Annotated in this window: 15 protein-coding genes; 13 read left to right on the forward strand and 2 right to left on the reverse strand. The window is 39.1% G+C overall.

Annotated elements, in window-relative coordinates; genetic code table 11:
- Positions 1–51: 51 nt before the first annotated feature.
- The gene (locus tag ACE01N_RS09180) at positions 52–2,529 is read left to right on the forward strand and encodes an endonuclease MutS2 (RefSeq protein ID WP_380587485.1); all 2,478 of its coding nucleotides are present in this window, start codon (positions 52–54) and stop codon (positions 2,527–2,529) included.
- Between the two features lie 199 nt (positions 2,530–2,728).
- Here ACE01N_RS09180 and ACE01N_RS09185 read toward each other — a convergent pair whose 3' ends face one another.
- Positions 2,729–5,239, reverse strand: coding sequence for a DUF3160 domain-containing protein (locus ACE01N_RS09185; protein WP_380587487.1), 2,511 nt, complete (start codon positions 5,237–5,239; stop codon positions 2,729–2,731).
- 393 nt (positions 5,240–5,632) lie between these two features.
- Between ACE01N_RS09185 and ACE01N_RS09190 the strand changes: the two genes are divergently transcribed.
- The 12 genes from ACE01N_RS09190 to purL all read left to right on the forward strand — a co-directional run bounded on the left by ACE01N_RS09190 (position 5,633) and on the right by purL (position 25,311).
- Complete coding sequence (locus ACE01N_RS09190; RefSeq protein WP_380587489.1) at positions 5,633–6,250, forward strand: TetR/AcrR family transcriptional regulator; 618 nt, start codon at positions 5,633–5,635, stop codon at positions 6,248–6,250.
- A gap of 17 nt (positions 6,251–6,267) precedes the next feature.
- Positions 6,268–7,689, forward strand: coding sequence for a TolC family protein (locus ACE01N_RS09195; RefSeq protein WP_380587492.1), 1,422 nt, complete (start codon positions 6,268–6,270; stop codon positions 7,687–7,689).
- 22 nt (positions 7,690–7,711) lie between these two features.
- Positions 7,712–8,806: an efflux RND transporter periplasmic adaptor subunit gene (locus tag ACE01N_RS09200; protein ID WP_380587495.1), complete on the forward strand. Its 1,095-nt coding sequence runs from the start codon at positions 7,712–7,714 to the stop codon at positions 8,804–8,806.
- Positions 8,807–8,830: 24 nt separating this feature from the next.
- Positions 8,831–11,974 carry an efflux RND transporter permease subunit gene (locus ACE01N_RS09205; RefSeq protein ID WP_380587498.1) on the forward strand — a complete coding sequence of 1,048 codons (3,144 nt, stop codon included), beginning with the start codon at positions 8,831–8,833 and terminating at the stop codon, positions 11,972–11,974.
- Positions 11,975–11,987: 13 nt separating this feature from the next.
- Positions 11,988–12,296, forward strand: a complete 309-nt coding sequence (locus ACE01N_RS09210) for a PG0541 family transporter-associated protein (protein WP_380587501.1) — start codon at positions 11,988–11,990, stop codon at positions 12,294–12,296.
- A gap of 193 nt (positions 12,297–12,489) precedes the next feature.
- Positions 12,490–13,698 carry a VWA domain-containing protein gene (locus tag ACE01N_RS09215; RefSeq protein ID WP_380587504.1) on the forward strand — a complete coding sequence of 403 codons (1,209 nt, stop codon included), beginning with the start codon at positions 12,490–12,492 and terminating at the stop codon, positions 13,696–13,698.
- A 679-nt stretch (positions 13,699–14,377) separates the two neighbouring features.
- Positions 14,378–15,295, forward strand: a complete 918-nt coding sequence (locus tag ACE01N_RS09220; protein WP_380587506.1) for an NHL repeat-containing protein — start codon at positions 14,378–14,380, stop codon at positions 15,293–15,295.
- A 108-nt stretch (positions 15,296–15,403) separates the two neighbouring features.
- The gene (locus ACE01N_RS09225; protein ID WP_375729209.1) at positions 15,404–16,282 is read left to right on the forward strand and encodes an FHA domain-containing protein; all 879 of its coding nucleotides are present in this window, start codon (positions 15,404–15,406) and stop codon (positions 16,280–16,282) included.
- Positions 16,283–16,290: 8 nt separating this feature from the next.
- Positions 16,291–17,157, forward strand: coding sequence for a PP2C family protein-serine/threonine phosphatase (locus ACE01N_RS09230; protein ID WP_375729210.1), 867 nt, complete (start codon positions 16,291–16,293; stop codon positions 17,155–17,157).
- The gene (locus ACE01N_RS09235; RefSeq protein ID WP_380587510.1) at positions 17,157–19,322 is read left to right on the forward strand and encodes a protein kinase domain-containing protein; all 2,166 of its coding nucleotides are present in this window, start codon (positions 17,157–17,159) and stop codon (positions 19,320–19,322) included. Before ACE01N_RS09230 ends, ACE01N_RS09235 begins: the two co-directional genes overlap by 1 nt.
- A gap of 14 nt (positions 19,323–19,336) precedes the next feature.
- Positions 19,337–21,454, forward strand: coding sequence for a PEGA domain-containing protein (locus ACE01N_RS09240; protein WP_380587513.1), 2,118 nt, complete (start codon positions 19,337–19,339; stop codon positions 21,452–21,454).
- Between the two features lie 170 nt (positions 21,455–21,624).
- Positions 21,625–25,311, forward strand: coding sequence for a phosphoribosylformylglycinamidine synthase (gene purL / locus ACE01N_RS09245; protein ID WP_380587516.1), 3,687 nt, complete (start codon positions 21,625–21,627; stop codon positions 25,309–25,311).
- Positions 25,312–25,476: 165 nt separating this feature from the next.
- On the opposite strand, the gene ACE01N_RS09250 is transcribed toward purL, so the two are convergent.
- A partial coding sequence (locus ACE01N_RS09250; protein WP_380587519.1) for a transposase occupies positions 25,477–25,833 on the reverse strand: 357 nt, incomplete at its 5' end.

Genomic DNA, 25,833 nt, shown 5'->3' on the forward strand with positions numbered 1-25,833 from the left:
ACCAATATTATTTAAACAATACATGTTATTTTTGTACTCCATTAATAAATTATGATCTATCCGATTCAGTTTGAAGAGAAAATTGGTTTTGACAGAATCCGTAGGATGCTGAAGGTTGAGTGCATGACTACACTGGGGGAGCAGCTTGTGGATGAAGTTACGTTTTTGACCGATTATAACGCCATTCAGTTACAACTTGGACTGGCATGGGAATTTGTGGTCATACGTAAGGAGGAAGATGGATTTGAAATAGGTTTTTTTACCGATTTGCGTGAACCGCTTGGTGCAGTAAGGCCTCTTGGAACCTGGCTTAGTGAAAAGGTTTTTCATGAACTCAGGAAATCACTGGAAACATTGGGTCGTATTGCCGGGTTTTTTAAAGGTGAACGCAAAGAAAAATACCCGAACCTTTCTGATATAGCGGGTGAGGTTTTACAGTTTCCTGATCTGATCCAAAAAATAAAACGGGTATTCGACGATGAAGGCCGGATGAAGGACAATGCTTCACCGGAATTATTGAAGATTCGCCAGTCGCTCAGGCAGGAGCAGCAGACCTTGTCTCGGAGAATCCAACGGGTTTTGGTTAAGGCAAAAACAGATGGTTTGATCGAAAGTGATGTGTCACCTTCTGTGCGTGACGGGAGACTGGTTATTCCGGTAGAAGCAAGAAATAAACGAAAGATCAACGGCATTATTCACGATGAATCGGCAACCGGAAAGACAGCGTTTATTGAGCCGGCCGAAGTAGTGGAAGCCAATAACCGCATTCGTGAACTTGAAATAGAGGAACGGCGTGAGATCGTAAAGATTTTGATTGAGCTTACATCTCATATTCGACCACATATACAAGAGATCGGACAATCCTTTCATTTTCTGGGATTGATAGATTTTTTAAGGTCAAAATCAATTTTGACTGATCAGTTGAAAGCCATAAAACCTGTTGTTAAGGATCAACAAACGTTTGACTGGAAAGAAGCTGTTCATCCCTTATTGTTTCTTTCGTTTAAAAAAGATGGGAAGAAGGTTGTTCCGCTCTCCTTAAGGTTGAATAATAACAGCAGGATTTTGTTGATTTCCGGTCCGAATGCCGGTGGTAAATCGGTCTGTTTAAAAACGGTTGGTTTGATCCAGTATATGCTGCAGTGTGGCATTCCGGTTCCGGTACATGAAAGCTCAGAGATGGGCATTTTTAATGATATTTTTATCGATATTGGCGATGAACAGTCTCTGGATAATGATCTGAGTACTTACAGTTCCCATCTGCTCAATATGAAACATTTTCTGAAAAACGCAGGATCAAAAAGTCTGTTGCTGGTAGATGAATTTGGTACAGGAACGGAACCGCAAATAGGGGGCGCCATCGCAGAATCTATATTGCAACATATTAATAATACAGGAGCTTACGGTGTTCTGACTACACATTATTCTAACCTGAAACATTATGCATCGCAAACTCAGGGCATCATTAACGGGGCCATGATGTTTGATCAGCAACATTTGCAACCGTTGTTTCAGTTACAGGTTGGTAAACCGGGGAGTTCTTATGCCATCGAAATGGCGCGCAAGATAGGTATTCCGGAATCGGTAATTGAGCTGGCAACGGAAAAAGTAGGACAGGATACACTTGATTTCGATAAGCACCTGCGGGAGATTTTGCGAGATAAAACCTATTGGGAGCGGAAGCGGGATAATATCCGAAAAAAGAATAAACAGGTTGAAGATCTTGAAATTACTTACAAAGAGCAGCTGCAGAAGTTAAAGGGTGAACGGTCTAAAATTCTGGAAGAGGCGAGGAGAGAGGCAGCAAAGCTAATGGATAATGCCAACGCTACAATTGAAAATACAATTCGCAAAATCCGCGAATCGGAGGCTGATAAGCTCAAAACTAAAGATGCACGAAATGAATTTGAGGTGCATAAAGAAGAGATAACAGGCGATTCATCTGATGACAAAGTGCTGCGAGAAATGGAGAAGCTGATCCGGCGGCAGGAACGAAAAAATACTAAGAAACCGGATCAAAAAACTGAGAAGAAACTTAAAGTTCAAAAGAAGGAAGTTATACAAAAAGGAGATACTGTAAAAATCTTATCCCGAAATGCTTATGCCGAGGTGTTGGATATTAAAGGCAAAGAAGCGGAACTTGCGTTGGGGCATCTTAGGATCACAGTCAAACTAAATGATCTGGAAAAAGTAAGTAACAGAGAAGCTAAACGCACTAAAAAGGATAATTACAAAGCATCTGAAACATATCGCAACAGTGATATTCAAAATCGTAAGCTCAGTTTCAGAAGCGATATTGATGTGCGTGGTATGCGCGGAGAAGAAGCCGTTCGGGCCGTGATGAATTTTGTAGATGATGCAGTGATGGTTGGTGCGACGCATTTGCGAATTTTACATGGAACAGGTACCGGAGCCTTACGGCAAATGATACGAGAATACCTGAATACCGTGGAATTTGTGGAAAGTGCCAGAGATGAACATGTTCAACTAGGCGGCGCGGGTATTACCTTAGTGGATCTTAGCTATTAATGAACAATTCATATTGAAGAATGAATAATTTTGTTTCAAATTAGGATTCACGAATAACATATCATGATTTACTTACCAGTCACTTCTTACCTTCATTTTTTTACTTTTGCCTTTTAACTTTTACCCTTTAACCTGTCACACAAAACAAAAAGCCACAGGATGAACGCCGGATAAATATTCACCCTGTGACCTTATGGAATCAATTGAACGAAGTTATCTTACCACTGTAAGTTTTATGATTATTGGTAATTCTGTAAAAAAGGACAGAATTTTCAAAACCTTTGGTGTTTAAAATGCCTGAGTTTGTCATGGTCTTAAATACGAGTCTTCCTCCCGTATCATAGAGCGATACAGATGTATTGATATAATTATTCAGACCGTTGATATGAACCTCATTGTTGTTATACCATACATCCAGTGTTGGTTCATCAGCCGGATCATAATCTGAAGAACCTCCGGTTGAATATAAAGAATCTGTAAATTTAGTTCCTTTTAATTCCAAAGTTGATGTTTTGGTGTTCCCGCCGTTATCAGCCAAATATATATTTGTCCATTCAGGTCTGTCGGGCGTTTGATCCATCCAAAGCATTTCAGTCCATTCTTCATCTTTTTTGCGTTCAAAGTTTTCAGTTATGAATTTGTAATATGACATTACCGGACCGCAAAATAATGTAGGTTTATAATTATTGGCAGGAGCTGGTGCAATAAAAATACCCATATTGAATCTTCCTACCCCGGTATGCAAGACTCTGCCTACCATATTCCCCAATTCATCAGTTGGTTGTGTATGAACATCTGCCACGATAAAATCTTCCTGAGATGCCTCTTCAACGTTCCAGAATAATTTCAACATCCAGCCATCGTACGTTGGCGGTACACCGCAAACACCATACTGTATAACTCTGAGTGCCTGTTGCAAAAACTGAATCTGATCACCGCTAAATGCTTCACCATTGACTTCTTTAAGCGAAATTTCCAGTAAATCATCCGCAACTTCTGCAAAACCTTTCCAGAAGTTTTCATATTTATCAGTGTTAAAACGGTCTTTGTTCATGAATACGGCAGCATCAGACGCAAATTGTTTAAGTGATAAATAGAAAGCTGGATAGGGTTCGATATAGCCGTATGGATAGGAACACGAAATGCCACCTGTGTAAGATTGTTTTGCATATAAAATGTTATCATGCCTTAGTTGAGACCATGAAGCCAGCTGGCTATTGAGTTTTTCGTGTTGCCATGCCACGGTTTTCATAAAGAATGGCGTGTAGTCGTTATTTTCAGCCACGCTTAGATCCTTTATCGATTTGAGCCAGATGTTATACAGCGATTCACTCCAGTATGCATCATCGTAAGCATCAAAAAGGTAACGCATGGCGTCTGCCGCTGAGCTATACGGATACTTATCCAGATCTTTTTCCAAAAGGTGAATGGCATTATTGTTTCCCAGGCAAAACATCACGTCAAGCGGATCGGGCATCATTCGCAAAACTTTTCGATTATTATAAATGATCCGGTCGTAGGTTACGTTATGCAATACATAGGAATCTATTACAAAACGCTGCCCGAATAATTTGTATGATATGGGTAATTGTGCCGGTTCAGAAGAAAAAGGATCTGTCATAATAATATCCGAAAGAATCTTCTGTCCATACATTTCATCAGACTGAAGTTTGTCCTGAAGTTTTTTAAGATTAGCATCATCTGCCAAATCTGAAACTGATGAAAGATTCAGTTCTGTCAGAACAGACTTAAATTCCAGCGGAGTAAGGTTGTCTGATTCACCTACAAAATACTTTATAATTTCATCAATTTCGTTTAGTTCTTCATCTGCACCTGATTTATACAACACATCGTTCACCATTGCTGATAACATAGCCATACGTTTTATATCAGTGCTGTCCATGGTCAAATCTTCTGGTGGTTGTGTCAGAAAGATATTGATAAAACTCAGCCACATCATGCTTCGGAAATACGATTCCTGACCGTCAGTGTAATGGCCTCGGGGCTTGAATTGGCTGAAGTCAATATTTCTGCTATGATATGTAAACAGCGGTGTGGGCTTATAATCAGCATTATACACATACTTTTTAATTGCATCAAAATCTGCCTGTGCACAGTAGGTAGGTTCAATAACCAGGTTGCTGTCCAGTAATACCCGCGCCATCAGGATATAAAGTTCTGCATCGCAAACGGTATATGCTAATTCCTGGTCCGTGTTGTAAGTAGGTGCATCAGCAAGAAACCTGTCGTACATTTTTTTCAGAGCCTTGCTGAGGTTTGCTTCAAGGTAGTTAATTTCAATGTCCTGAAGCATGTTGTCGTAAGAATTATGTAATGCGTGGAGTAGAACATCTGTGGTTATGAATACAGGTAGATCTTTATGATAAACCCGATCCAGTCCTTCCAGTACCGAACTATAAGATAATCGTTCCGTAACCACAAAATGATTCTTTTTTAATAGGTCCAGTTCGTTAGCTGTAAGGTTAAATTTTTGTACTACAGAGTCGTAATAGCAGGAGGTTTTAATATCGAAAGGTCCCTCATCGGCTGTATAGAATTCGCCGTTTTGCGGATAAATACCGTACAATGTTTCTTTCGACATGTTTTTGTGCTGTTCCAGGTAAGTCTGATAAATATCAGGATCAAATCCTTGTGCAAAAAGACTTCCTGCAAACCATAGAGATAACAGAAGAGTAAAGATTGATTTCATATGCCTGTAATTTGTATGTTATAAAGTTATGAATTTAACTCAGAATCATCACATTAACAGAGAGGCTTATTATGTGAAAAAGGTTGTATGAGAGTTAATTTATTTTGTTTGATTTTGTAAAATTATTTCAATAACTATGCACTGCTAATCCTGAATCAAATCCTGACCCGCAATTGAAACTTTTCTTTCGGACCCCGATCGTCCACATTCACCTACAAAAAATGGATGTTGGCTGAAAATTACTGGTTGCGGAGTTATTTTATTCGCTCTTTTGTTGACGTAAAAACCAACAAAACGAAACATATGTTAAAAACTTTAAATACTATGGAAACTTTTATTGTAAATATTGTTTCCTGAGTTTATTTTGGTATATCTTTGCCGAAAATATTATTTATGAGTGAAGAAGAGTTAAATAATATACTTGATAAAGTGAAGGATCTGTTCATGCGTTATGGCATTAAAAGTGTTACGATGGATGATGTTTCACGTGAATTAGGTATATCAAAAAAGACCCTTTATCAGTATGTGTCCAACAAAGAGGATTTGGTTGAAAAGGTACTGGAGTATCTGCATGGCCAGATAGACAAGCGGGACAAGATGTGTGATACAAGGGATAAAAATGCGATTGAGATTTTGATGATGGTTAGCGATAAAGTTAGCTATATGATGAAAAACCAAAATCCTTCCATGCAATATGATCTGAAAAAGTACTATCCTGAAATCTTTAGGAAATTTTATGAGATTCAGCGGGAAGAAATATATAAGTCCATTATATCCAATATTAATAAAGGTAAAATTGAACAACTGTACAGGGATGAAGTAAATCCTGTTTTGGTAGCTAAATTATACCTGAGCAGGGTGGTAACCATTATGGACAGGGATATTTTTACTGAAGATGAGATCCGGACTCCGGGATTCTTTTTATCAATAATGGAGCTTCATATCCGAAGCTTAGCCACATCAAGAGGGCTTGAAGTATTAGAAGAGAAATTAAAAGCATATAACAACTAAAAATCCGATTTAATAAGATGAATACACTTAAACTATTGATTGCATTGAGTCTGTTACCTGTTCTGGCTGTTTCAGCCCAGGACAAAATGGACTTATCGCTGGATGAGGCGAAGTCATATGCGTTGGATCACAACAAAACGATTCAGAACGCAGAACTTGACAAAGAACTGGCAAAAAAGTCCGTATGGGAGGCGATATCATCCGGTTTACCACAGGTAAGTGCATCGTTTGATTACACCAACTTTTTTAATTATGAATTTGCTTTCAGCTTTGGAGGCGGTGGGACTGGCCTTTCCAAGGAACAGACTAGTGGTATAATTAATGATATTTTGACCAATGAATATCCAACCGCAAATCCATCTACTATTCTTGCTTCTTATGCAATAGATAGTGCAATACAGAGCAATATGCCGACTTCATCTATTAGAATGAGGGATCAGGCAAGTGCTAAGTTACAGGTTAGTCAGTTGGTATTCAGTGGTCAGTTTCTTGTAGGAATTCAGTCCGCAAAACTTGCAAAAGAAATCATGAATATGAGTTATAATAAAACCGAAAATGAAGTAACGGATATGGTAATAAGTTCTTATTACCTAACACTAATAACTCAGGAGTCATTGCGTATTTTGAAAGAAAACATTGGCAATTTGGATAAGATGGTAAGCCAGACTCAGGCTATGGTTGACGCAGGAATGGCTGAACAGATTGATGCAGATCAGTTGAAAATAACCAGTGTTCAGTTGAAAAATTCACTCAAGTCCATGGAACGTAACCTGGAGATGAATTACAATATGTTACGTTTTCAGTTGGGAGTTGAACCTGGAACACCATTAAACCTTACTACAACACTGGATGATGTCATCAATAGCCAGGAAGTTATTCAGTCGACACTTGCACCATTCGTAATTGATAATAATATTGATTACCAGTTGTTTAAGGGACAGGAGAAAGTGCAGGAGAAACAGGTAATGCTTCAAAAGAGTGCTTATTTGCCAACCATTTCTGCATTTTATTCTTACAACGCAAAAATAATCACTACTGATTTTGACCTGAATCCACCACATACGATTGGTTTCAGCGTTAATCTTCCTCTGTTTACTTCATGGAATCGTCAGACAAAGGTGCAGAAGGCTGAAATTCAGTTGGATAAGGTAAGAAACAGTAAAGCAATGCTGGAAGATCAGTTGAACATGCAATCCGAACAGCTGAAATATAATCTTAAGACTGCTATTGAAAATTATAATCTGCAAAAGGAGAATGTTGAAGTTGCCAAACGTGTTTACGATACATACAATCGTAAATATAATGAGGGTGTCATTTCCAGTCTGGAACTCACACAATCCAACTCAACCTATCTTGAGGCTGAAAGTAATTATATCCAGTCCGTAATGTCGATGTTACAGGCTAAGCTGGCATTGGATAAACTTAATAATAATTTGTAAAACATAAAAAATCAGATATAAAATGAAAAAGCTACTTTATTTACTGCTTGTCAGTGGTGTTTTTGTGACTTCGGCCTGCAAACCCGGAGAAAAGAAAGAGGAAGAATCCGGTGCTAAAAATACGGAGATGAAAAAAGATGAGGCAGCACCTGAAGTTGTTGCTCCAAAGGATAAGACCTATAATGTGCGGGTTATGACACTGGCCGTAGATACACTGGAAAATACAATTGATTATACAGCTACTCTCGCTGCTTTTGAGGAGGTTCATTTTGCATCTGCTTCACCGGGAAGGATTCAGAAAATCTATGTGGAAGTTGGTGATCATGTTAAAAAAGGTGATTTGATTGCAGAAATGGATAAAACTCAGTTGATGCAGGCCCGAATCCAGCTTGAAAACGCAAAAGTAAACTACGAACGTTTGAAAGCTCTAAAGGAGACTAATAGTATAAGCGACCAACAATTTGATCAGGTCAAGACGCAATACGATGTGACCAAATCAAATGTTGATTTTTTGGAAGAAAATACACGTTTGGTATCCCCGATAAATGGTGTGGTTACCGGCAAGTATTTTGAAAATGGTGAGATGTACTCGGGAGCACCCAACACACAGGCTGGAAAAGCAGCTATTGTTTCGCTGATGCAGATTGATCCGCTGAAAGCTATTGTGAATGTGTCAGAGGCATATTTCCCAGATGTTTACGAAGGAATGAAGGCTGATGTAAAGCTTGATATCTATCCGCAAAAGATGTTTGTTGGAGAAGTTTTCAGGATTTACCCGACACTTGATCCGATGTCCAGGACATTTAAGGTAGAGATCAAACTGAATAACAAAGGTGAGAAACTTCGTCCGGGAATGTTTTCACGGGTAAGCCTTGATTTAGGTACCTATAAATCCATTGTCATTCCTTCTATTGCCTTAATGCAGCAGGAAGGTACAAATGACAAGTATGTATTTATTGCAGAAAACGGTATTGCACATAAAATTAAGGTGAAAACTGGAAAACGTTTTGACGATAAAATAGAAATTATTGCCAACGAAATTAAACCCGGCGTAAAGTTGATAGTAACCGGGCAGGGTAACCTTATGGATCAGTATAAAGTAAAAATCGTTGACTAATAAAACCGACAAAAGAAATTTATCATGAGTATATATTCTAGTGCAGTAAAAAAGCCGATCACCACCTTATTGATATTTGTGGGTGTGATCATATTCGGCCTCTATTCGCTGGTGAAACTACCGGTGGATTTTTACCCGGAGATGGAGTTTCCTGCCATTACGGTTTTTACGACCTATAGTGGGGCAAATGCTGCTGATATTGAGACAAATATAACCAAACCCATCGAGGATGCTTTGAGTTCAATCAGTGATATAAAGGAAATTACTTCGACATCACGCGATAACATGTCTGTTGTGATGGTTGAATTTGAATTTGGGAAGAACCTTGATGAAGCTGCAAATGATATCCGGAATTCACTTTCGTTTATTAAACGTTTCCTGCCGGAAGATGCAGAGGATCCAACCATATATAAGTTCAATACGGCTATGATGCCTATTCTTTTCTATTCTGTTACCGCGAACGAAAGCTTCGACGGATTAGAGAAGATAATGGATGAGAAAGTTATTAATCCGTTAAACAGGATTGACGGAATCGGTAATGTAGGTCTGGCAGGTTTGCCGGGGCGTGAAATAACTGTTGAAGTTGATCCGTATAAACTGGATGCATACAACCTTTCTGTGGAACAGATAGGTAATATGTTACGGATGGAAAACGTGAATACTCCGGCCGGTAATATTGAAATGGGCGAGATTGATTACCCCATACGTGTTGAAGGAGAGTTTGAGCGTAGTGAAGATATCCGGAACATTGTTGTTGGAAATGTGAATGGTCAGTCCATTTACCTAAAAAATGTGGCTGCAGTTCGTGACTCTGCCAAGGATATCAATGCGTCTGAAACGGTTAACGGCGAGAGGGCAGCCCGTATGTTTGTAATGAAACAGAGTGGCGCAAATACAGTTAATATTGCAACTCAGGTAAAAAAACAGATAGAAGAAGCCAAGCAGAACCTGCCGCCGGATGTTAAAATTGAGACCATATTCGATTCGTCGGAATTTATCTCAAATTCAATCTCGAATCTTTCGGAGACTTTCATGTATGCCTTGCTTTTTGTTGTGCTGGTCGTTTTGTTCTTTCTTGGTAGATGGAGAGCAACATTCATTGTGGTTCTGACTATACCAATATCACTTATAGTTGCATTTATTTACCTGGCTAATACAGGAAACTCAATTAATATCATCTCACTTTCCTCGTTATCCATAGCGATAGGTATGGTGGTGGATGATGCGATTGTGGTTTTGGAGAATATTACAAAACATATTGAACGCGGTGCAACACCACGTGAGGCAGCTATATACGCTACGAACGAGGTGTGGCTGGCGGTTATTGTTACAACATTAACAGTTGTAGCGGTATTCTTCCCGTTAACCATGTTAGGTGGTTTAACCGGAACATTCTTCCGGCAGTTGGGATGGATCGTTTCTATAACAGTTGTAACATCAACTATAGCGGCCATTTCACTCACACCGATGTTGTCGTCCAAATTATTGCGTTTGCGTTCAGCCGAAGAGAAGAAGAAAAAAAGAACATTGCATCAGAGATTTATTGAACCATTTCTGGACTGGATGGATAGTTTCTATGAAAGAACGCTTAAATGGGCTATTCATCACAAGGTGACTATCATCATTCTGTCCTCTGTTATATTTCTTGGTTCTTTGTTTTTGGTTACTCAGATTGGCGGGGAATTTCTCCCTGAGACAGACAACAGTAGTATTAGCATTGAAGCGCACATGCAGGTTGGAACACGTACCGATGAAGCTGTGAAACTGGGTGAGAAAATTGATAACTACTTCTCTGAAACATTTCCGGAAATTCAATTGATTTCCAGATCTAACGGTTCAGATGCATCCGCTGGTCTGCAGGCGTTGTTTCAGACTACAGGAAGTAATATTATAAACTATAGTCTTCGACTGGTAAAACCGGAAGAAAGGAATCGTTCCGTTTTTGAAATAGCTGAAGATATTCGTGATTATTTGGGCACGTTGCCGGGATTGGTTGAATATTCAGTCTCTACCAGTAACAATATGGCAATGGGTGGAAATAATAATGTTGAGGTAGGTGTTTACGGATACGATATGGATAAAACCACTGCCTTTGCTAAAATGATTCAGGATAAGATTGAACAGATTCCTGGAGCCCGTGAGGTACAGATCAGCAGAGATGATTTCAAACCGGAACTTCAGGTTCATCTTGACAGGGATAAAATGGCACAGCACGGGTTAACGACTGCCACTGTATCTTCTGCCTTAAGAAACAGGATAGAAGGATTAACGGCAACACGTTTCCGTGAGTTTGGAGACGAATATGATGTAATTGTTAAATTCAAAAAGCAATACAGAAATTCGCTTTCTGACATAAAGAATATCTCAATAGCAACACCAACCGGAAAGTCGATCCGGCTGGAAGAAATTGCAGATATCAGAGAGGAACTGACTCCTCCAAATATTGAACACAAAAGAAAAGAGCGTATTGTTACCGTTTCGGCAATCCCTTATAAAACATCATTAGGGGAACTGGCTAATTCCATCAAGGAGGTATTAAAAACCGTAGATACTCCGCAAGGTGTGATGGTTGAAGTTGGTGGTGCTTACGAAGATCAGGAAGAATCGTTCAGCGATTTGTTTCTTCTGATGTTGCTGAGTTTGGCTCTTGTTTACATTGTGATGGCCAGTCAGTTTGAATCGTTCAAGCTGCCGTTGATCATAATGTTCTCCATTCCGTTCTCATTCTCAGGAGTATTTCTGATATTATTTATGACCCATACAAACATGAGTGTAATTGCTTTACTGGGAGCGGTTCTGTTGATAGGTATTGTGGTTAAGAATGCGATTGTGCTCGTCGATTTTATCGATCTTATGCGTGACAGAGGCTATGAATTGTATGAAGCAATCGTGATTTCCGGAAAATCCAGGTTACGTCCGGTATTAATGACAGCACTGACCACCATTCTGGGTATGACTCCAATGGCGCTTAGCAGAGGTGAAGGTTCCGAAATATGGAGCCCTATGGGAATATCTGTAATTGGAGGATTGGTGTTTTCAACTATCATTACAATGATTCTGGTTCCGGTAATGTACGCATCATTTTCAAAACGCGGTGAACGCGACAGAATGAAAAAAGTGCGTGAGCGTTATAAATTCATGGAGACACCTATTAAAAGTTCAAACTAAAAAACACTGAAAAATGGATAAACCAGCTTTAAAAGCCGTTTTTATAACCTATAATCAGGCATTGACCGAAAAAGTGGAATTTATGCTTGACAGAATGGGGATCAGAGGATATACCCAATGGGAAAATGTGATGGGGCGTGGATCTGTGGAAGGTAATCCGCATATGGGTACGCATACCTGGCCGGAAATTAACAGTTCTGTTCTTACTATTATTGATGCAAGTAAAGTTAGTGATCTGCTCGATAATGTAGTCAGATTGGATAATGTGAATAAGGACGTGGGTATCCGGGCATTTGTCTGGGATGTAACTCAAACAGTATAAAAACCTATAACCGTTAAAATACGTATACGTATTTTATTCATGCAGCTGCAGCAATGCAGCTGCATTTTTTTTATTAATTTCAATCCTTCAGAAAAGGATCATAGTATAAAATTTTTTCAAATAAAATCTTAAACCGAAGCAACCTTTTTTAATTCGTCGACCTCTTAGTACTATAGAATTTAATTTAGCCAGTATGAGAAAATATACATTAGTAGGTTTATTTGCAGCAATTATTCTTGTGTTCAGTGCCTGTGATGAGGTTGTAGATGGAGATATGTACGGTGATAAAGCGGGGTCTGAGTCTATGTACCTTGCAGATGGTATGGCAGGAGGATCCGTTTCCGGAGGTTCAGGGAATGGAGATTCTACGCAGGTTGATATTGTAGCAGGTCAGATAACAGCTGGTGAGTGGAATGATTTATCGAACTGGACTTTTTGGGTCAACCTGGGACAGGATGAAGACTATAAAGGAATGCCGGAACATTGGGAGTATAATATAAGTACAAGAATTTCAGTACAGGTGACAGGCTCATCGGGTAATCCTGTGATTAATGAAACAATGCAGCTTCTGGATGGATCTGATCAGGTTTTATGGTCCACAAAAACGGATTATGCTGGTATGGCAGAATTTTGGCCGGGTTTATCCGGTTCTGATGCTGCTGTTTCGGAAATGAAAATTAAAGTGGCCGGATTAACTTTCACTGGTTTAAAACAATATACTGAAGGGGTAAATGAAATTACACTGAACGATTATAATGCTGCCATTATTGGCTCTAAAATTGACATAGCATTCGTTGTGGATGCTACCGGATCAATGTCTGATGAGCTGGAATATCTGAAAGTTGAGCTGGTAGATGTAATTGATAGCGTAAAAGAAACTAATCCTGATGTTGTAATAAATACTGGCAGTGTATTTTACCGTGATGAAGGCGATGAATATGTGACAAGACAAAGCCCGTTTACTACCGATATAACAACTACGGTGAATTTTATTAAAGATCAGTCAGCAGATGGTGGAGGCGATTTTCCTGAGGCTGTTCATACAGCTTTGAATGAAGCAATCAATAACCTTCAGTGGTCTAATAGCAGTAAATCACGCCTTTTGTTTTTAATGTTAGATGCTCCGCCACATCATGAAACTGATATCATTTCAAAAATGAATGAGTTAGTTGAGGATGCTGCTGCAAAAGGCATAAAAATAATTCCGGTAACGGCGAGTGGAATAGATAAGGAAACTGAATTTTTAATGCGATACATTGCAATAGCAACAAATGGTACATATGTATTTATTACCAATCACAGCGGTATTGGTAACGAACATTTAGAACCTACAGTTGGTGATTATGAGGTTGAATACCTGAATCATTTAATGGTTCGGTTGATTAATCAATATCTCGAATAAAATAGCTTCGTTCAATTCAATTAAATTAAAGTGCTTCTGCACTTTACACATCTGTTTTTTGTTTGAATAATTTTAAGAAGCGTGAGCCGGAAGGATGACGGTGAGCGCTTCTTTTTTACTTCCCAATAGAGAAATTAAATATTCTACTTCCCTGATTTAATTGAAATTTCTCAAAATTTCCGTAAATTTAAAGGCCGCCTCAGATTTTGTAATCAAAGTAATAAAAGTATGCCTGATAGGGTAGTACCAGAGTAAATAAACTTTTGGTACAGATATGGATTCCGTGTGAATCATAATCGGTCATATATTACATTGGAGTAATTTCCGAAGTCTTTAATAATATCCGTGAGGTATATTAAAAATTGATTGTTTTGTAAGTGTTTGATAATGTGTTGGTAATAAGTAGGAGTGAAATAGATTAAAACTTTCATTTTTATATGAAAGACTGAGGTTAGTGATCCATTTTAAAAGAAAAATTTGTTTATAAATGTTAATTTGTTAAATTTATACAAATTTCACCTGTATTGATTTTGATTTTGTGATGTTGGGCAACAGATGAATATTATTTTCTGATTTAGAGTATTTTAATATAAAATATAGTAGGGAATTAATTGAGTCTTATAAGTTAAACTACTTAATTTATTTAAGCAGTTTGTTATAAACACACAAAATTATTGATATGAATAAATATGCTTACTTTCTGTTTGTCCTGGTGCTTTTAGTTAGTTGCGGGAATCCAAATTCGCGTGAGCAAAACATTGGGGAATTGGTTATTAACAGCGATTTAAATATTAAGCTGGATACCGTTTTGAATAATCTTAATGAACCTGATGATGTATATATATCCGGTCAGTCGATATATTATTCTGTAAAGAATAATGAAGCTAAGGGTGATGAGGGGGCCTATGATATCATGGCATTCGATGAAGCAACTCAACAATCCAGGGTTGTGTATACTTCAAATACCAGACCATTTGGTCTTATTGTAAATGACAGTTGCATGTTTATCACATCAAGGAAAGATGAGCAGCCAACCGAAAATGCACAGTTGTTAATGTACAATTTTAACAATAAGCAACTGACACATATTACCGATAGTCTTGCTGAGCCGTTTGATATTGATACGGATAAAGATGGAAATATTTATGTGGGTGCTATTATAAAAGATAATGAGAGAAGTCCGCTTGTTAAGTATAAGGCCCCCGATTATATTGAATATGACAGGGAGCTTGATGGTCATGGTGAAATTCTGAGTTTCGACTACGGAAACGATTTTATATGGTTCTCTAATGCAGGAGGTATTGCTAAAACTCAGGACAGAAGTACGTGGTCTGTAAGTTTTATTAATGGTGTTACAGGTTTGCTGGTTACGCAAAATTACATTTACTATACCAAGTACGAATACAACCTGTTAGGTAGGATAGATATGTTTACAGGTGAAAACGAGGTACTGCTTGAAAATGTACTTCGTCCTTATAAAATGACTTATAGTGATAAGGATAATGCGCTATATTTAATTGTAAACGATAATGTCAAAGATCACACTTCCAAATTATTAAAATTGGTGGTCGAAAATGATCTTGCAAATTTATATTAGTATCGGTCTACTCTGTTTGTGTAATTAATCGATAATTATTGTACTTCTAGAGAAAACTATTGTATAAAATATTCATTTAATCTGTTAATAATTAACTTAATAAGCCAAATGATGAAACGTATTTTACTTATAATGGTAGTAAGCATGATGGCAACTTTTATGCATGCAGAAATTACTGCTGTCAAAGACATAAAAGAAAATCCTGCAAAATATAAAGGCGAAGTGGTTACCATAAAAGGTCTTGTAACACGCTGGGTTCCGGGCAAAGAAAATACAACTTCCCATTATCTTGTTGAAGGAGATTATGGTTTCACAATTCAAATCAATACAGCACAGGTGTCACCTGAAACCAATTATAAATACGAAATTACCGGTATCGTTTATATTGAACCGGATACAGGTGAACCATTTATCAGCGAGCAGGGCAGAACCAATCTTACACTCCCCGCATCTGCAACAGCTCCTGAAGAAAAGTCAGGAATAAATACCCTTATGATAATTCTGATTATAGGGGTGGTAATTATTATTGCGCTGATCCTTGTTTTAATATTCAGGAAACCGGGCGGAAAGGCCGGGGGCGAAGTCGCAGACATAGATGAAGATTTTCAAACCATAAAATTGTCTGCTGCAGGCGATCCCAAAACGTTGAAATTTATTCCTGGTGAATTGAAAATAATCTCCGGTACCGATGAAGGAAAAGTATTTAAAATTGCCGGATATCCTACACCTGAAGGAAATATCGTAACTATTGGGCGTGAAGATATTAAAGGAGAGAGAGGATATGCGCATATTAGGTTAATGGAAAAGACCATATCACGAAAGCAGGCAGAATTAATTGAATCTGATAATAAATTAAGGTTAAAAAATGTAAGTAAAACAAATTTGACAATTGTTGACGGAGTGCAGTTACAACCGGGCGAAGAAGTTGAGATAAAACCAAATTCAACCATTAAGACCGGTGAAGTGGAATTTCAATATATTTTATAACTGTTTGAATGTATAATATTGAATTTTCGCCATACACATTTCATGGCCGTAGAGAATACAATCAGGATTATCTGGCTGCAGAACAGCTGAATGAGAATACATGGATATTTGCGGTGGCTGATGGTATGGGGGGTGCTAATGGAGGTGAATTAGCAAGTTATGTGGCAATTAATGCCTTAATCAATCATTTTGAAGATAGCAGTATTGTGTTAAACGAGACAAATCTCAAAGAGAATTTGGGTATGGCTGTCGAAAAAGCACATGGTGCAATTAATGATGAGATTTCCCGTGACCGTAATCTTAATGGTATGGGAACAACGCTGGTTTGTATTCTTATTCACGACAATAAGTATGTTTGGGCGTCCATTGGAGATAGCAGAATATATTACTTTAACAGTAATGAATATAAGCAGTTAACAACAGACCATTCTTATGTTCAGGATTTTATGAAAGCAAAGGGTGAGAAGTTGCCTAAAGATATTTTAGATAATTATTCGCATATTCTTACCAAATGTATTGATGGCGGAATGGAGAAGGCTGATCTGTTTCCGACAGACAGCAATTGTTTGCAATTAAATGAAGGTGAAAGCTTTTTATTATGCTCCGATGGATTATTGACAGACAGAATTAATACCAACATTAATCTGTTCAAGAATTTTATTATGGGCAGAAAGGATCTGGATGAGGCAGCCAAAAGTCTTGTCGCATATGCCTATGAAATGGGAAGTGATGATAACATTTCAGTCGTTCTCGTCAGAGTTGGCGTAAAACATATAAAAGAATTAAAATTAAGAGAATTCAGTTTACCTGTGGAAGATTCTGCAGATAATAAGAACAACTTATTAAAACGAATTTTCAATAAGAAATATAGCTAATGGCTGAAGAAACTAAAAGATGTCCGTTTTGTGATGAGCTGATACGAAAGAACGCTATCAAGTGTCGGCATTGTGGTAGCATTATTTCTTCTGATACACTATCATTTGTCGCAGATAGTCAACCGGATACGCTTGTAAAACAGGTGCTTGGTGAAACTTATGAAATAAGTGGTGTAGTCGGGTCCGGTGGAATGGCTGTTGTTTTTAAAGCTAATCAAAAAAACCTGCAACGTCCTGTTGCATTAAAAGTCATACATCAGAATTTAATACATGAAAAGGAATTTGTTGATCGGTTTTTAAGGGAAGCAAGGGTTGGGGCATCATTAAATCACGATAACATCGTTAAAATTTATGATGTAGGCTCAATAGGTACAGTTCATTATATGGCTATGGAATTCCTTGAAGGTGAGACTTTAAGGGATATTGTAAGAAAAGGCGGTAAACTATCTGTTGCTCAGACGATAAGATATATTATCCCCCTTGCCGAGGCTTTAGGTTATTTGCATAGCAAGAATCTGGTTCATCGCGATATAAAAACCGCAAATGTTATTGTTACCAAACAAAAACCCGTATTAACAGATTTCGGAATTGTGTTTGTACGGGGGGAAACCCGTTTGAGCCAGGCAGGAACTGTTGTGGGGACGCCTGAATATATGAGTCCTGAACAGGCAACCGGTAAAGTGGAAGTGGATCACCGGGCAGATATTTATAGCCTTGGTGTAATGATTTATGAATGTTTGACGGGTAAAGTGCCATTCCACAGTTCAAATCCGTTGACTACAGTTCACAGTTTGCTGAATGAAAGGCCCAAGGAGCCTAAGTTTTACGAGAAAAGCATTCCAATGTGGCTCAACCGTTTGATACTGGATTGTTTAATCAAAGATCCGGATGAACGTATACAGGATTGCTCAGTTTTGGTTGAGGCGCTTAAAAACAAAGACTATAAAGGAAATCCGGCCGGTTCTAAAAAGAAACAAAAAGGGAAAAAAGATACTGGTTCAGAAAATTTTGCTACATTAAAAATTTCCGGTGATGAGAGTCAGGTAATAAGTGGCGGTGAGTATAAGGATGATTTCTCGCACAGGAAAAGAAGACGGTGGGTCTTACCTGTATCAATTGTGTTTGCTGTTTTAATTGGCGCAGCGGCATATCTGTATTTTGCGGCACCTCCGGGATTTTTGCCAGAATCATTCAGTAAATCACAAAAAACTGAAGCAAAAATGCCTGAAAAGGAACTGATTGCAGGAGCACGGAATGAAGAAAAAGAAAAGCAGACCGAGGTGTCAACTGCCAATGTTATACCTGCTACAACAACAGAACAGCCTGTTATTCAGAATTCTGATCCCGTAAGTACAGAAAAAACAGCAGAAACCGGAAATGACAATACCCCGGCTTTAAGTGCAGAGGAAATTGAAAAAATTAAGGAGGAAGAAGCCGATAAAATTAGAAAAGAACTGGCTGATAAAGCTCGTAAGGAAGAAGAGGCAAATCAGTTAAAACTTGCGGAGGAGGAGAAAGCACGAAAGGATGCTGCAGAAAAAGAACGCCTGAAGCGCGAAGCAGAAGCTAAGAGAAAAGCAGAACAAAGGTCAATACTCAGTAGTGATCAGCTGTCTATGCTGGATAATATGGGAGTACCATTAGTACTTGTAAAAGGGCCTAACGGTAATTATTACGTTGGAAAATATGAAGTAACGCAAAAGCTTTGGCAGAGCATTATGGGAAATAATCCCAGTGTAAATAAAGGACAGAATAATCCTGTGGAAAATGTAAACAAATATGATATTCTGAACTTCCTGACTAAATTAAAATTACAGACCTCTATGGATTTTCGTCTGCCTACAGTAGATGAATGGAATTTTGCTGCAAGAGCCAATGGTTCATTTAAGTACAGTGGTAGCAATACACTTGGCGATTTTGGATGGTATGAAGGAAATACCAATATGGCATCTACCAAGCCTGTGGGCCAGAAAAATCCAAATGCTTTTGGTCTGTATGATATGTCGGGAAACGTAGCGGAGATGTGTGCGGACGGAAGTGTAAAAGGCGGAAGTTATGTGAGTCCGTCTAACCAGTGTGAATTAAATTATGCTGAAAGCTGGGATCCTGATAAAAAAGACTGGACGACAGGTTTCCGAGTCTTGTTGAGATACGAACGGAAATGAAAAATTTATTGACGATGAGAATTTATACTATTAGTTTATTCCTTTTTATTCTGAGTGGATTGCAGTTCGTGTCAGCCCAGGAAACCGGGACATTAATAATTGACAGTGACTCAAGTTATTTGCCGGTAATAATAAACGGCAGGGAAACAGGATTGTTTACACCGTATAATGAAGAGGTGGAAACAGGAGAATATGCGATTGAAATAAAGTTCTCTCCGCTTTTTTCATTCCGTGATACCGTTGTGGTGACAGCAAATCAGGTAACAAAGGTATTCGAAAATCAGCCGCAGACATCAGGAAACCTTTTGATAAGCAGTATGCCAACTGAATCATCAGTGTATATCGGAGAAAAGTTGCTGGGTGAAACACCTTTGGCTTTAAAGGGTATATCACCGGGAGATTACAGGTTTGTGGTTAAAAAGGAAAATTATAACGATGCTGTCGTAAATGTCAGTGTCGGGAACAGCGAACTCGCTAAAGCTTTTGCTGAATTGACTGCCGGATACGGAACCATTAGTATCCTGGCAAATCCGGAAGCTGACATATATATTGATGATAATTTTGAGGGCACAAAGATGTACAACGGCCGATTGTCCACCGGATCACATGTTATTGAAGTGCGCAAGGAAAGCTTTGATCCTCAGGTCAAGGTTATTGAAGTAGAAGAAGGGAAGGCCTATCGTGAATTTTTTCAGTTGCAACAGGTATTTGGGAAAATATCTATCACTACCAATCCGTCTTTGGCAAAAGTATATTTAGATGGCAAGATGGTTGGTTTTTCATCGATGATTCTGGATTCAGTTCCGGTCGGTGAACACACTTTAAAACTCGTTAAAGATGGTTATCTGGCGCTGGAAAAGAATTTTGATGTTGTGAAAAATAAGACAAATTATATTGGTGAGGAATTAAAGAGCGGATTTATTGTAGTGACTGAACCAACAAAAGCAAAAATTTACCTGGATGGAGAATATGTAGGATTAAGTCCTAAGTTTCTTGTAGATATGGAACCCGGAAATCATGAAATTCAAATTGAAAAAGAAGACTATCCTGTAACCAGAAAAGAGGTAACATTTAAAAAGAATACTGCAGATAGCATTAATGTGGTTTTGGAGCAAGGGTTTCTTGTCTCTTCAAATCCTGAAGATGCCAAAGTTTATATGGATGGTGCACTATCAGGAAGTACCCCTCTCTTATTAAAGGGTCTGGAAGGAAAGCATCAGTTCATTATTAAAAAGGATGATTTTGCTGATGAAACATTTGATATTGATTTTGCCGCAACAGATACTTTAAATTATCATGTGAATTTGATGGCGGGTTGTAAGGTTAATGTTTTAACTAATTCTAATGATGCAGAAATATGGGTTGGAGATGATATGGTAGGAACAGGTAGCGTCTCAATTCCACTGGCATTAGGTGAACATACACTATCCTTTAAAAATAGTAAGTACTACAATGATTTTGAAAAAACTATTGATGTAAAAGAAAATGGTCAGGTTGAGGAAATTGAATTACCGTCAAAAATGTGTAGCGTTACCATTATATCAAAACCTAAGAAAGGAACAGTTTTGCTTGACAGTACATTGAAATTTAATTCCAATGAGAAAAACGTACTGTTGGGCGGTTTATATTCAATGAAACTCAAAGCAAAAGGTTTTAAAACCATTGAAGATGAGATTACTATTGAAAATGCTGATGAAAAGTTTGAGTACCTTATGGAACCTTTGCATTACAGAAGTAAGGGAGCAGCGGTATTACTTACAATGATCTGGCCTGGCGCCGGACGATCCTATTTAACCCGTGGGGAATCGTCAGCAATAGGAGGATTTCTGTTTTATGGTTTGGGTGCCGGATCCTATTTTACAAATGAGAAATCCATGGATCTGTCGGATGAAGCTGCAGAAGCCATGCTTCAAAATGATTATGCGGAACATGACAGGTTGATGCAGGAATCGGATGATTATAAATTATACTCCGATATCATGTTATATACGGCAGTTGGCGTATGGGGCATAAATATGATTCGTACCCTGGCAACACCATCAGAGAAGAAAAGATACGAAAAGCTGAAGATGACCGGGTATTATAATCCAAGGAATCAAACGACTAATATTGGATTAGTTTATAAATTCTAAGTTAAACATACAGAGATAAATGTCCGCTTTAAACTGAAGCGGACTTTTTGTTTTTAGGCACCTTTGCTACCCCGAAATTCGTCATTGTTTGTTAATAAATTCAATTTTGTAGCTCTGTTATTAAGATTGCTTTTTGTATTTTTGCGGCACAAAGCAGAAACAGGAACATCATGATACTCTTTTTTCAGTCTCCCGACAAAAAAATCATTGCTACAGAAGTTAGTAATCCCCTCTCCGCGGAAAATATCAGTAAATTGTCATGGCTCTATTCAGGAGCCGTTTTTGTTGATACCGATGCCATGAACGGATGGTATGTAGGACCACGTAAAGAGATGATTACACCGTGGAGTACCAATGCGGTTGAAATAACCCAAAACATGGGCATAGAAGGCATTAGCCGGATTGAGGAATACTTTCCGGTAAGCAGTGAGGATGCAGAACACGATCCGATGTTGCAGCGTATGTATAACGGGTTGAACCAAACCATTTTTACCATCAGTAAAAAGCCTGATCCCATTGTCTATATCGAGGATATTACCTCATACAACGAACAGGAGGGATTGGCTTTGAGTGCCGACGAAATAGAGTATCTGGAAGATGTCAGTAAAAATATCGGGCGAAAACTGACAGACAGCGAAGTGTTCGGATTTTCTCAGGTAAATTCGGAACACTGTCGCCATAAAATATTTAACGGAACCTTTATCATTGATGGAAAAGAAATGGAAAGCTCCCTGTTTCAGTTGATAAAACGCACATCAAAGGAGAATCCTAATTTTATCATTTCTGCGTATAAAGATAATGTAGCTTTTCTGGAAGGGCCTGTTATCGAGCAGTTTGCACCGGAATCGCAGGATAAGCCTGACTTTTTTGCCGTGAAGGATTATGAAAGTGTTATTTCCATAAAGGCTGAAACACATAACTTCCCTACTACAGTTGAACCATTCAACGGCGCATCAACGGGGTCTGGAGGTGAGATCCGGGACCGTTTAGGTGGAGGAATCGGTAGTTTGCCAATTGCTGGTACAGCGGTATATATGACTTCTTATGCCAGAACCGAAGAAGGCCGGAACTGGGAAGATGCAACGGAGCCAAGGCCATGGCTCTATCAAACGCCGGAGCAAATTCTGATCAAGGCATCCAACGGTGCATCAGATTTTGGAAATAAGTTCGGACAACCACTGATCTGTGGTTCATTGCTCACCTTTGAACACTTCGAAAACGCCAAAAAGTTTGGTTACGATAAAGTCATCATGCTGGCTGGTGGTGTTGGCTATGCTAAAAAAGCCGATGCGTTGAAAGGGCATCCGAAAAAGGGCGATAAAGTGGTATTGCTGGGCGGCGACAACTATCGTATCGGTATGGGAGGCGGCGCTGTATCTTCTGTTGATACAGGCCATTATGCCAATGCGGTTGAGCTGAACGCGGTGCAACGGGCCAACCCTGAAATGCAGAAACGTGCTGCCAATGTGATCCGTGCCTTATGTGAGGATGATAAAAATCCAATCGTTTCAATTCACGATCACGGTGCCGGCGGACATCTGAACAGCCTCTCGGAATTACTGGAGGAAACGGGCGGTGTGATTAATATGGATAAACTGCCTGTTGGTGATCCAACCCTTTCTGCCAAGGAAATAATTGGAAACGAGTCGCAGGAACGTATGGGGATGATCCTGAATACCGAAAACATTGATTACGTCTATAAAATTGCGGAACGTGAACGCTCCCCGATGTATGTGGTTGGTGAGGCAACCGGCGATCACATGTTCATATTCAAACAGGCCGATGGCATAAAACCGATTGATATTCAGCTGGAATATATGTTTGGTAAACCACCTCGCACTTACATGAAAGATGTGACTGTTGACGAGACCTACAATGATGTAAAATACAATATTAAGGACTTACACGAATATCTTGAGCAGGTGCTGCAGCTGGAAGGCGTAGCCTGCAAAGACTGGCTCACCAATAAAGTTGACCGGTCGGTAACCGGAAAAGTTGCCAAACAGCAGACTGCCGGTGAAATTCAGTTGCCATTGAACGATCTGGGTGTTGTAGCTTTGGACTACAGGGGTAAATCAGGAATCGCATCTTCAATAGGGCATGCGCCTCAAGCTGCTATGATTGATCCTGCTGCCGGTTCTGTACTGGCTGTGGCTGAATCGTTGACCAACATTGTTTGGGCTCCGTTAAAAGATCATCTGAAGAGTGTAAGCCTGAGTGCCAACTGGATGTGGCCCTGTAAGAATGAGGGAGAAGATGCCCGCTTATATAAGGCAGTAGAAGCTATCAGCGACTTTTGTGTGGATTTGGGCATCAATGTCCCAACCGGAAAAGATTCCATGTCGATGACCCAAAAATACGGGGACGAAAAAGTATTGTCCCCCGGAACGGTTATTATTTCAGCAGGAGGAGAGGTCAGTGATGTAAAAAAGGTAGTAAGCCCTGTTATCAGCAACGATCCTGAAAAGCCGGTTTATTACATCGATTTTTCGTTTGATAAATTTAAACTGGGTGGATCTGCCTTTGCTCAGGCTTTGAACCGTATCGGAAAAGAAGTTCCGACTGTAAAGGACAGCGATTACTTTATTAAAGCTTTTAATGCGGTCCAAAAACTGGTGGAAGAGGAGTTAATCGTTGCGGGACATGATATTTCTGCCGGTGGCATGATAACAGCCTTACTCGAAATGTGTTTTGCCAACACAGAAGGTGGCCTTGAAGTCAGCCTGGATGAGATAGATGAGGATGATCTGATAAAAATATTATTTGCCGAGAACCCCGGAATTCTGGTTCAGGTTACAGATAAAAACAAAGTAGATGCCATTTTAAATGAAGCCGGCATTGCGTTTACTGAAATTGCTAAACCAACAGATGAACGTCATGTTCTGGTTGAGAAAGATGGAGAAATCTATCAGTTTGGCATTGATTATATGCGTGATATCTGGTATAAATCATCTTATCTTTTGGATTGCAAACAGAGTGGCGACAAATGTGCTGCAGGTCGTTTCAATAATTACAAGACGCAGCCGCTTGAATTTAATTTTGATGCATCATTTATGGGTAAATTTGAAAGCATTGGTGTTGATCCGAACCGTCGCAACCGGTCTGGTGTTAAGGCTGCTATTATCAGGGAAAAAGGTGTCAACGGTGACCGTGAAATGGCCTATTCCATGTACCTGGCAGGCTTCGATGTGAAAGATGTGCATATGACAGACCTCATCACGGGAAGGGAAACACTGGAAGATGTGAACTTCATAGTTTTTGTCGGCGGATTCTCTAACTCCGATGTTTTAGGATCAGCCAAGGGATGGGCCGGCGCTTTTCTTTATAATCCAAAAGCCAAGGAAGCACTGGATAAATTCTACGCACGCAAGGATACACTTAGTCTCGGAATCTGTAATGGCTGTCAGCTAATGATGGAGCTTGGGTTGGTTTATCCTGATCATGATGTGAAACCTAAAATGGAACACAACATATCGCATAAATTTGAGAGTTCCTTCCTGACCATGAAGATAGAAAACAATGAGTCGGTGATGCTGAAAACATTGGCCGGAAGTCAGCTTGGTGTTTGGGTCGCACACGGGGAAGGTAAATTTGCCATGCCTAAACCTGAGAATGCATATAACATTGCAGGTAAATATTTATACAATGAATATCCGGGTAATCCAAACGGTTCGAATTTTGCCACGGCAGCAGTTTGTTCTGACAATGGCCGTCACCTGGCAATGATGCCGCACCTTGAACGTGCCATCTTCCCATGGCAGTGGGCACATTATCCTGCTGACCGAAAAGGAGATGCATACACACCCTGGCTCGAAGCGTTTGTGAATGCCAGAAAGTGGGTGGAAGAACATAACTAGCGAGAGCTTCGCTTTAAGCGAAACCCTCGCTTAAGATATAAAATAGCGATCCAACCGGGTCGCTTTTTTTGTTTGTTGGTTGAGGGTGCGACTTGAAGTTGTGCACTCACTAGGCGTAGGAGAAATCCTCCGTCATGATGCTGCGATCATGACACCTCCTTATTCTTATGATATGGACAAGGGATTAACATAGTTTTGTATAAAAAGTCTGTCATTTTTAATAACGGCAAACATTCTTAATACCAATTTAGCACGAATGGCATTGAGAACTGTCATTTTGTTCTTGCCTTCAGCTACTTTGCGAGCATAGTATTGTCCCAGATCTCCTTTTGTTTTAATGGCAGATAATGCAGCCATATGTAATAGGGCCTTGATACTCTTATCTGCTCTTTTAGAGACCTTTCTTTTGGACCGGATACTACTTCCAGATGTATATGAAAATGGAGCTACACCTGCATGACAACAGAACTTCCGGGGATCTTTAAAGTCTCTAAACGCATTTGTTTCCAATATCATTTTTAT

The sequence above is a fragment of the Quyinboa ferrireducens genome (genome assembly GCF_042436675.1).
Lineage (GTDB): Bacteria > Bacteroidota > Bacteroidia > Bacteroidales > UBA5342 > JBHJHP01.

Coding starts and splice junctions, on each gene's coding strand:
- ACE01N_RS09185 (WP_380587487.1), bottom strand. CDS start 5,239: ATGAAATCAATCTTTACTCTTCTGTTATCTCTATGGTTTGCAGGAAGT.
- ACE01N_RS09215 (WP_380587504.1), top strand. CDS start 12,490: ATGAGAAAATATACATTAGTAGGTTTATTTGCAGCAATTATTCTTGTG.
- ACE01N_RS09210 (WP_380587501.1), top strand. CDS start 11,988: ATGGATAAACCAGCTTTAAAAGCCGTTTTTATAACCTATAATCAGGCA.
- ACE01N_RS09195 (WP_380587492.1), top strand. CDS start 6,268: ATGAATACACTTAAACTATTGATTGCATTGAGTCTGTTACCTGTTCTG.
- ACE01N_RS09225 (WP_375729209.1), top strand. CDS start 15,404: ATGATGAAACGTATTTTACTTATAATGGTAGTAAGCATGATGGCAACT.
- ACE01N_RS09230 (WP_375729210.1), top strand. CDS start 16,291: ATGTATAATATTGAATTTTCGCCATACACATTTCATGGCCGTAGAGAA.
- ACE01N_RS09200 (WP_380587495.1), top strand. CDS start 7,712: ATGAAAAAGCTACTTTATTTACTGCTTGTCAGTGGTGTTTTTGTGACT.
- ACE01N_RS09190 (WP_380587489.1), top strand. CDS start 5,633: ATGAGTGAAGAAGAGTTAAATAATATACTTGATAAAGTGAAGGATCTG.
- purL (WP_380587516.1), top strand. CDS start 21,625: ATGATACTCTTTTTTCAGTCTCCCGACAAAAAAATCATTGCTACAGAA.
- ACE01N_RS09180 (WP_380587485.1), top strand. CDS start 52: ATGATCTATCCGATTCAGTTTGAAGAGAAAATTGGTTTTGACAGAATC.
- ACE01N_RS09235 (WP_380587510.1), top strand. CDS start 17,157: ATGGCTGAAGAAACTAAAAGATGTCCGTTTTGTGATGAGCTGATACGA.
- ACE01N_RS09205 (WP_380587498.1), top strand. CDS start 8,831: ATGAGTATATATTCTAGTGCAGTAAAAAAGCCGATCACCACCTTATTG.
- ACE01N_RS09220 (WP_380587506.1), top strand. CDS start 14,378: ATGAATAAATATGCTTACTTTCTGTTTGTCCTGGTGCTTTTAGTTAGT.
- ACE01N_RS09240 (WP_380587513.1), top strand. CDS start 19,337: ATGAGAATTTATACTATTAGTTTATTCCTTTTTATTCTGAGTGGATTG.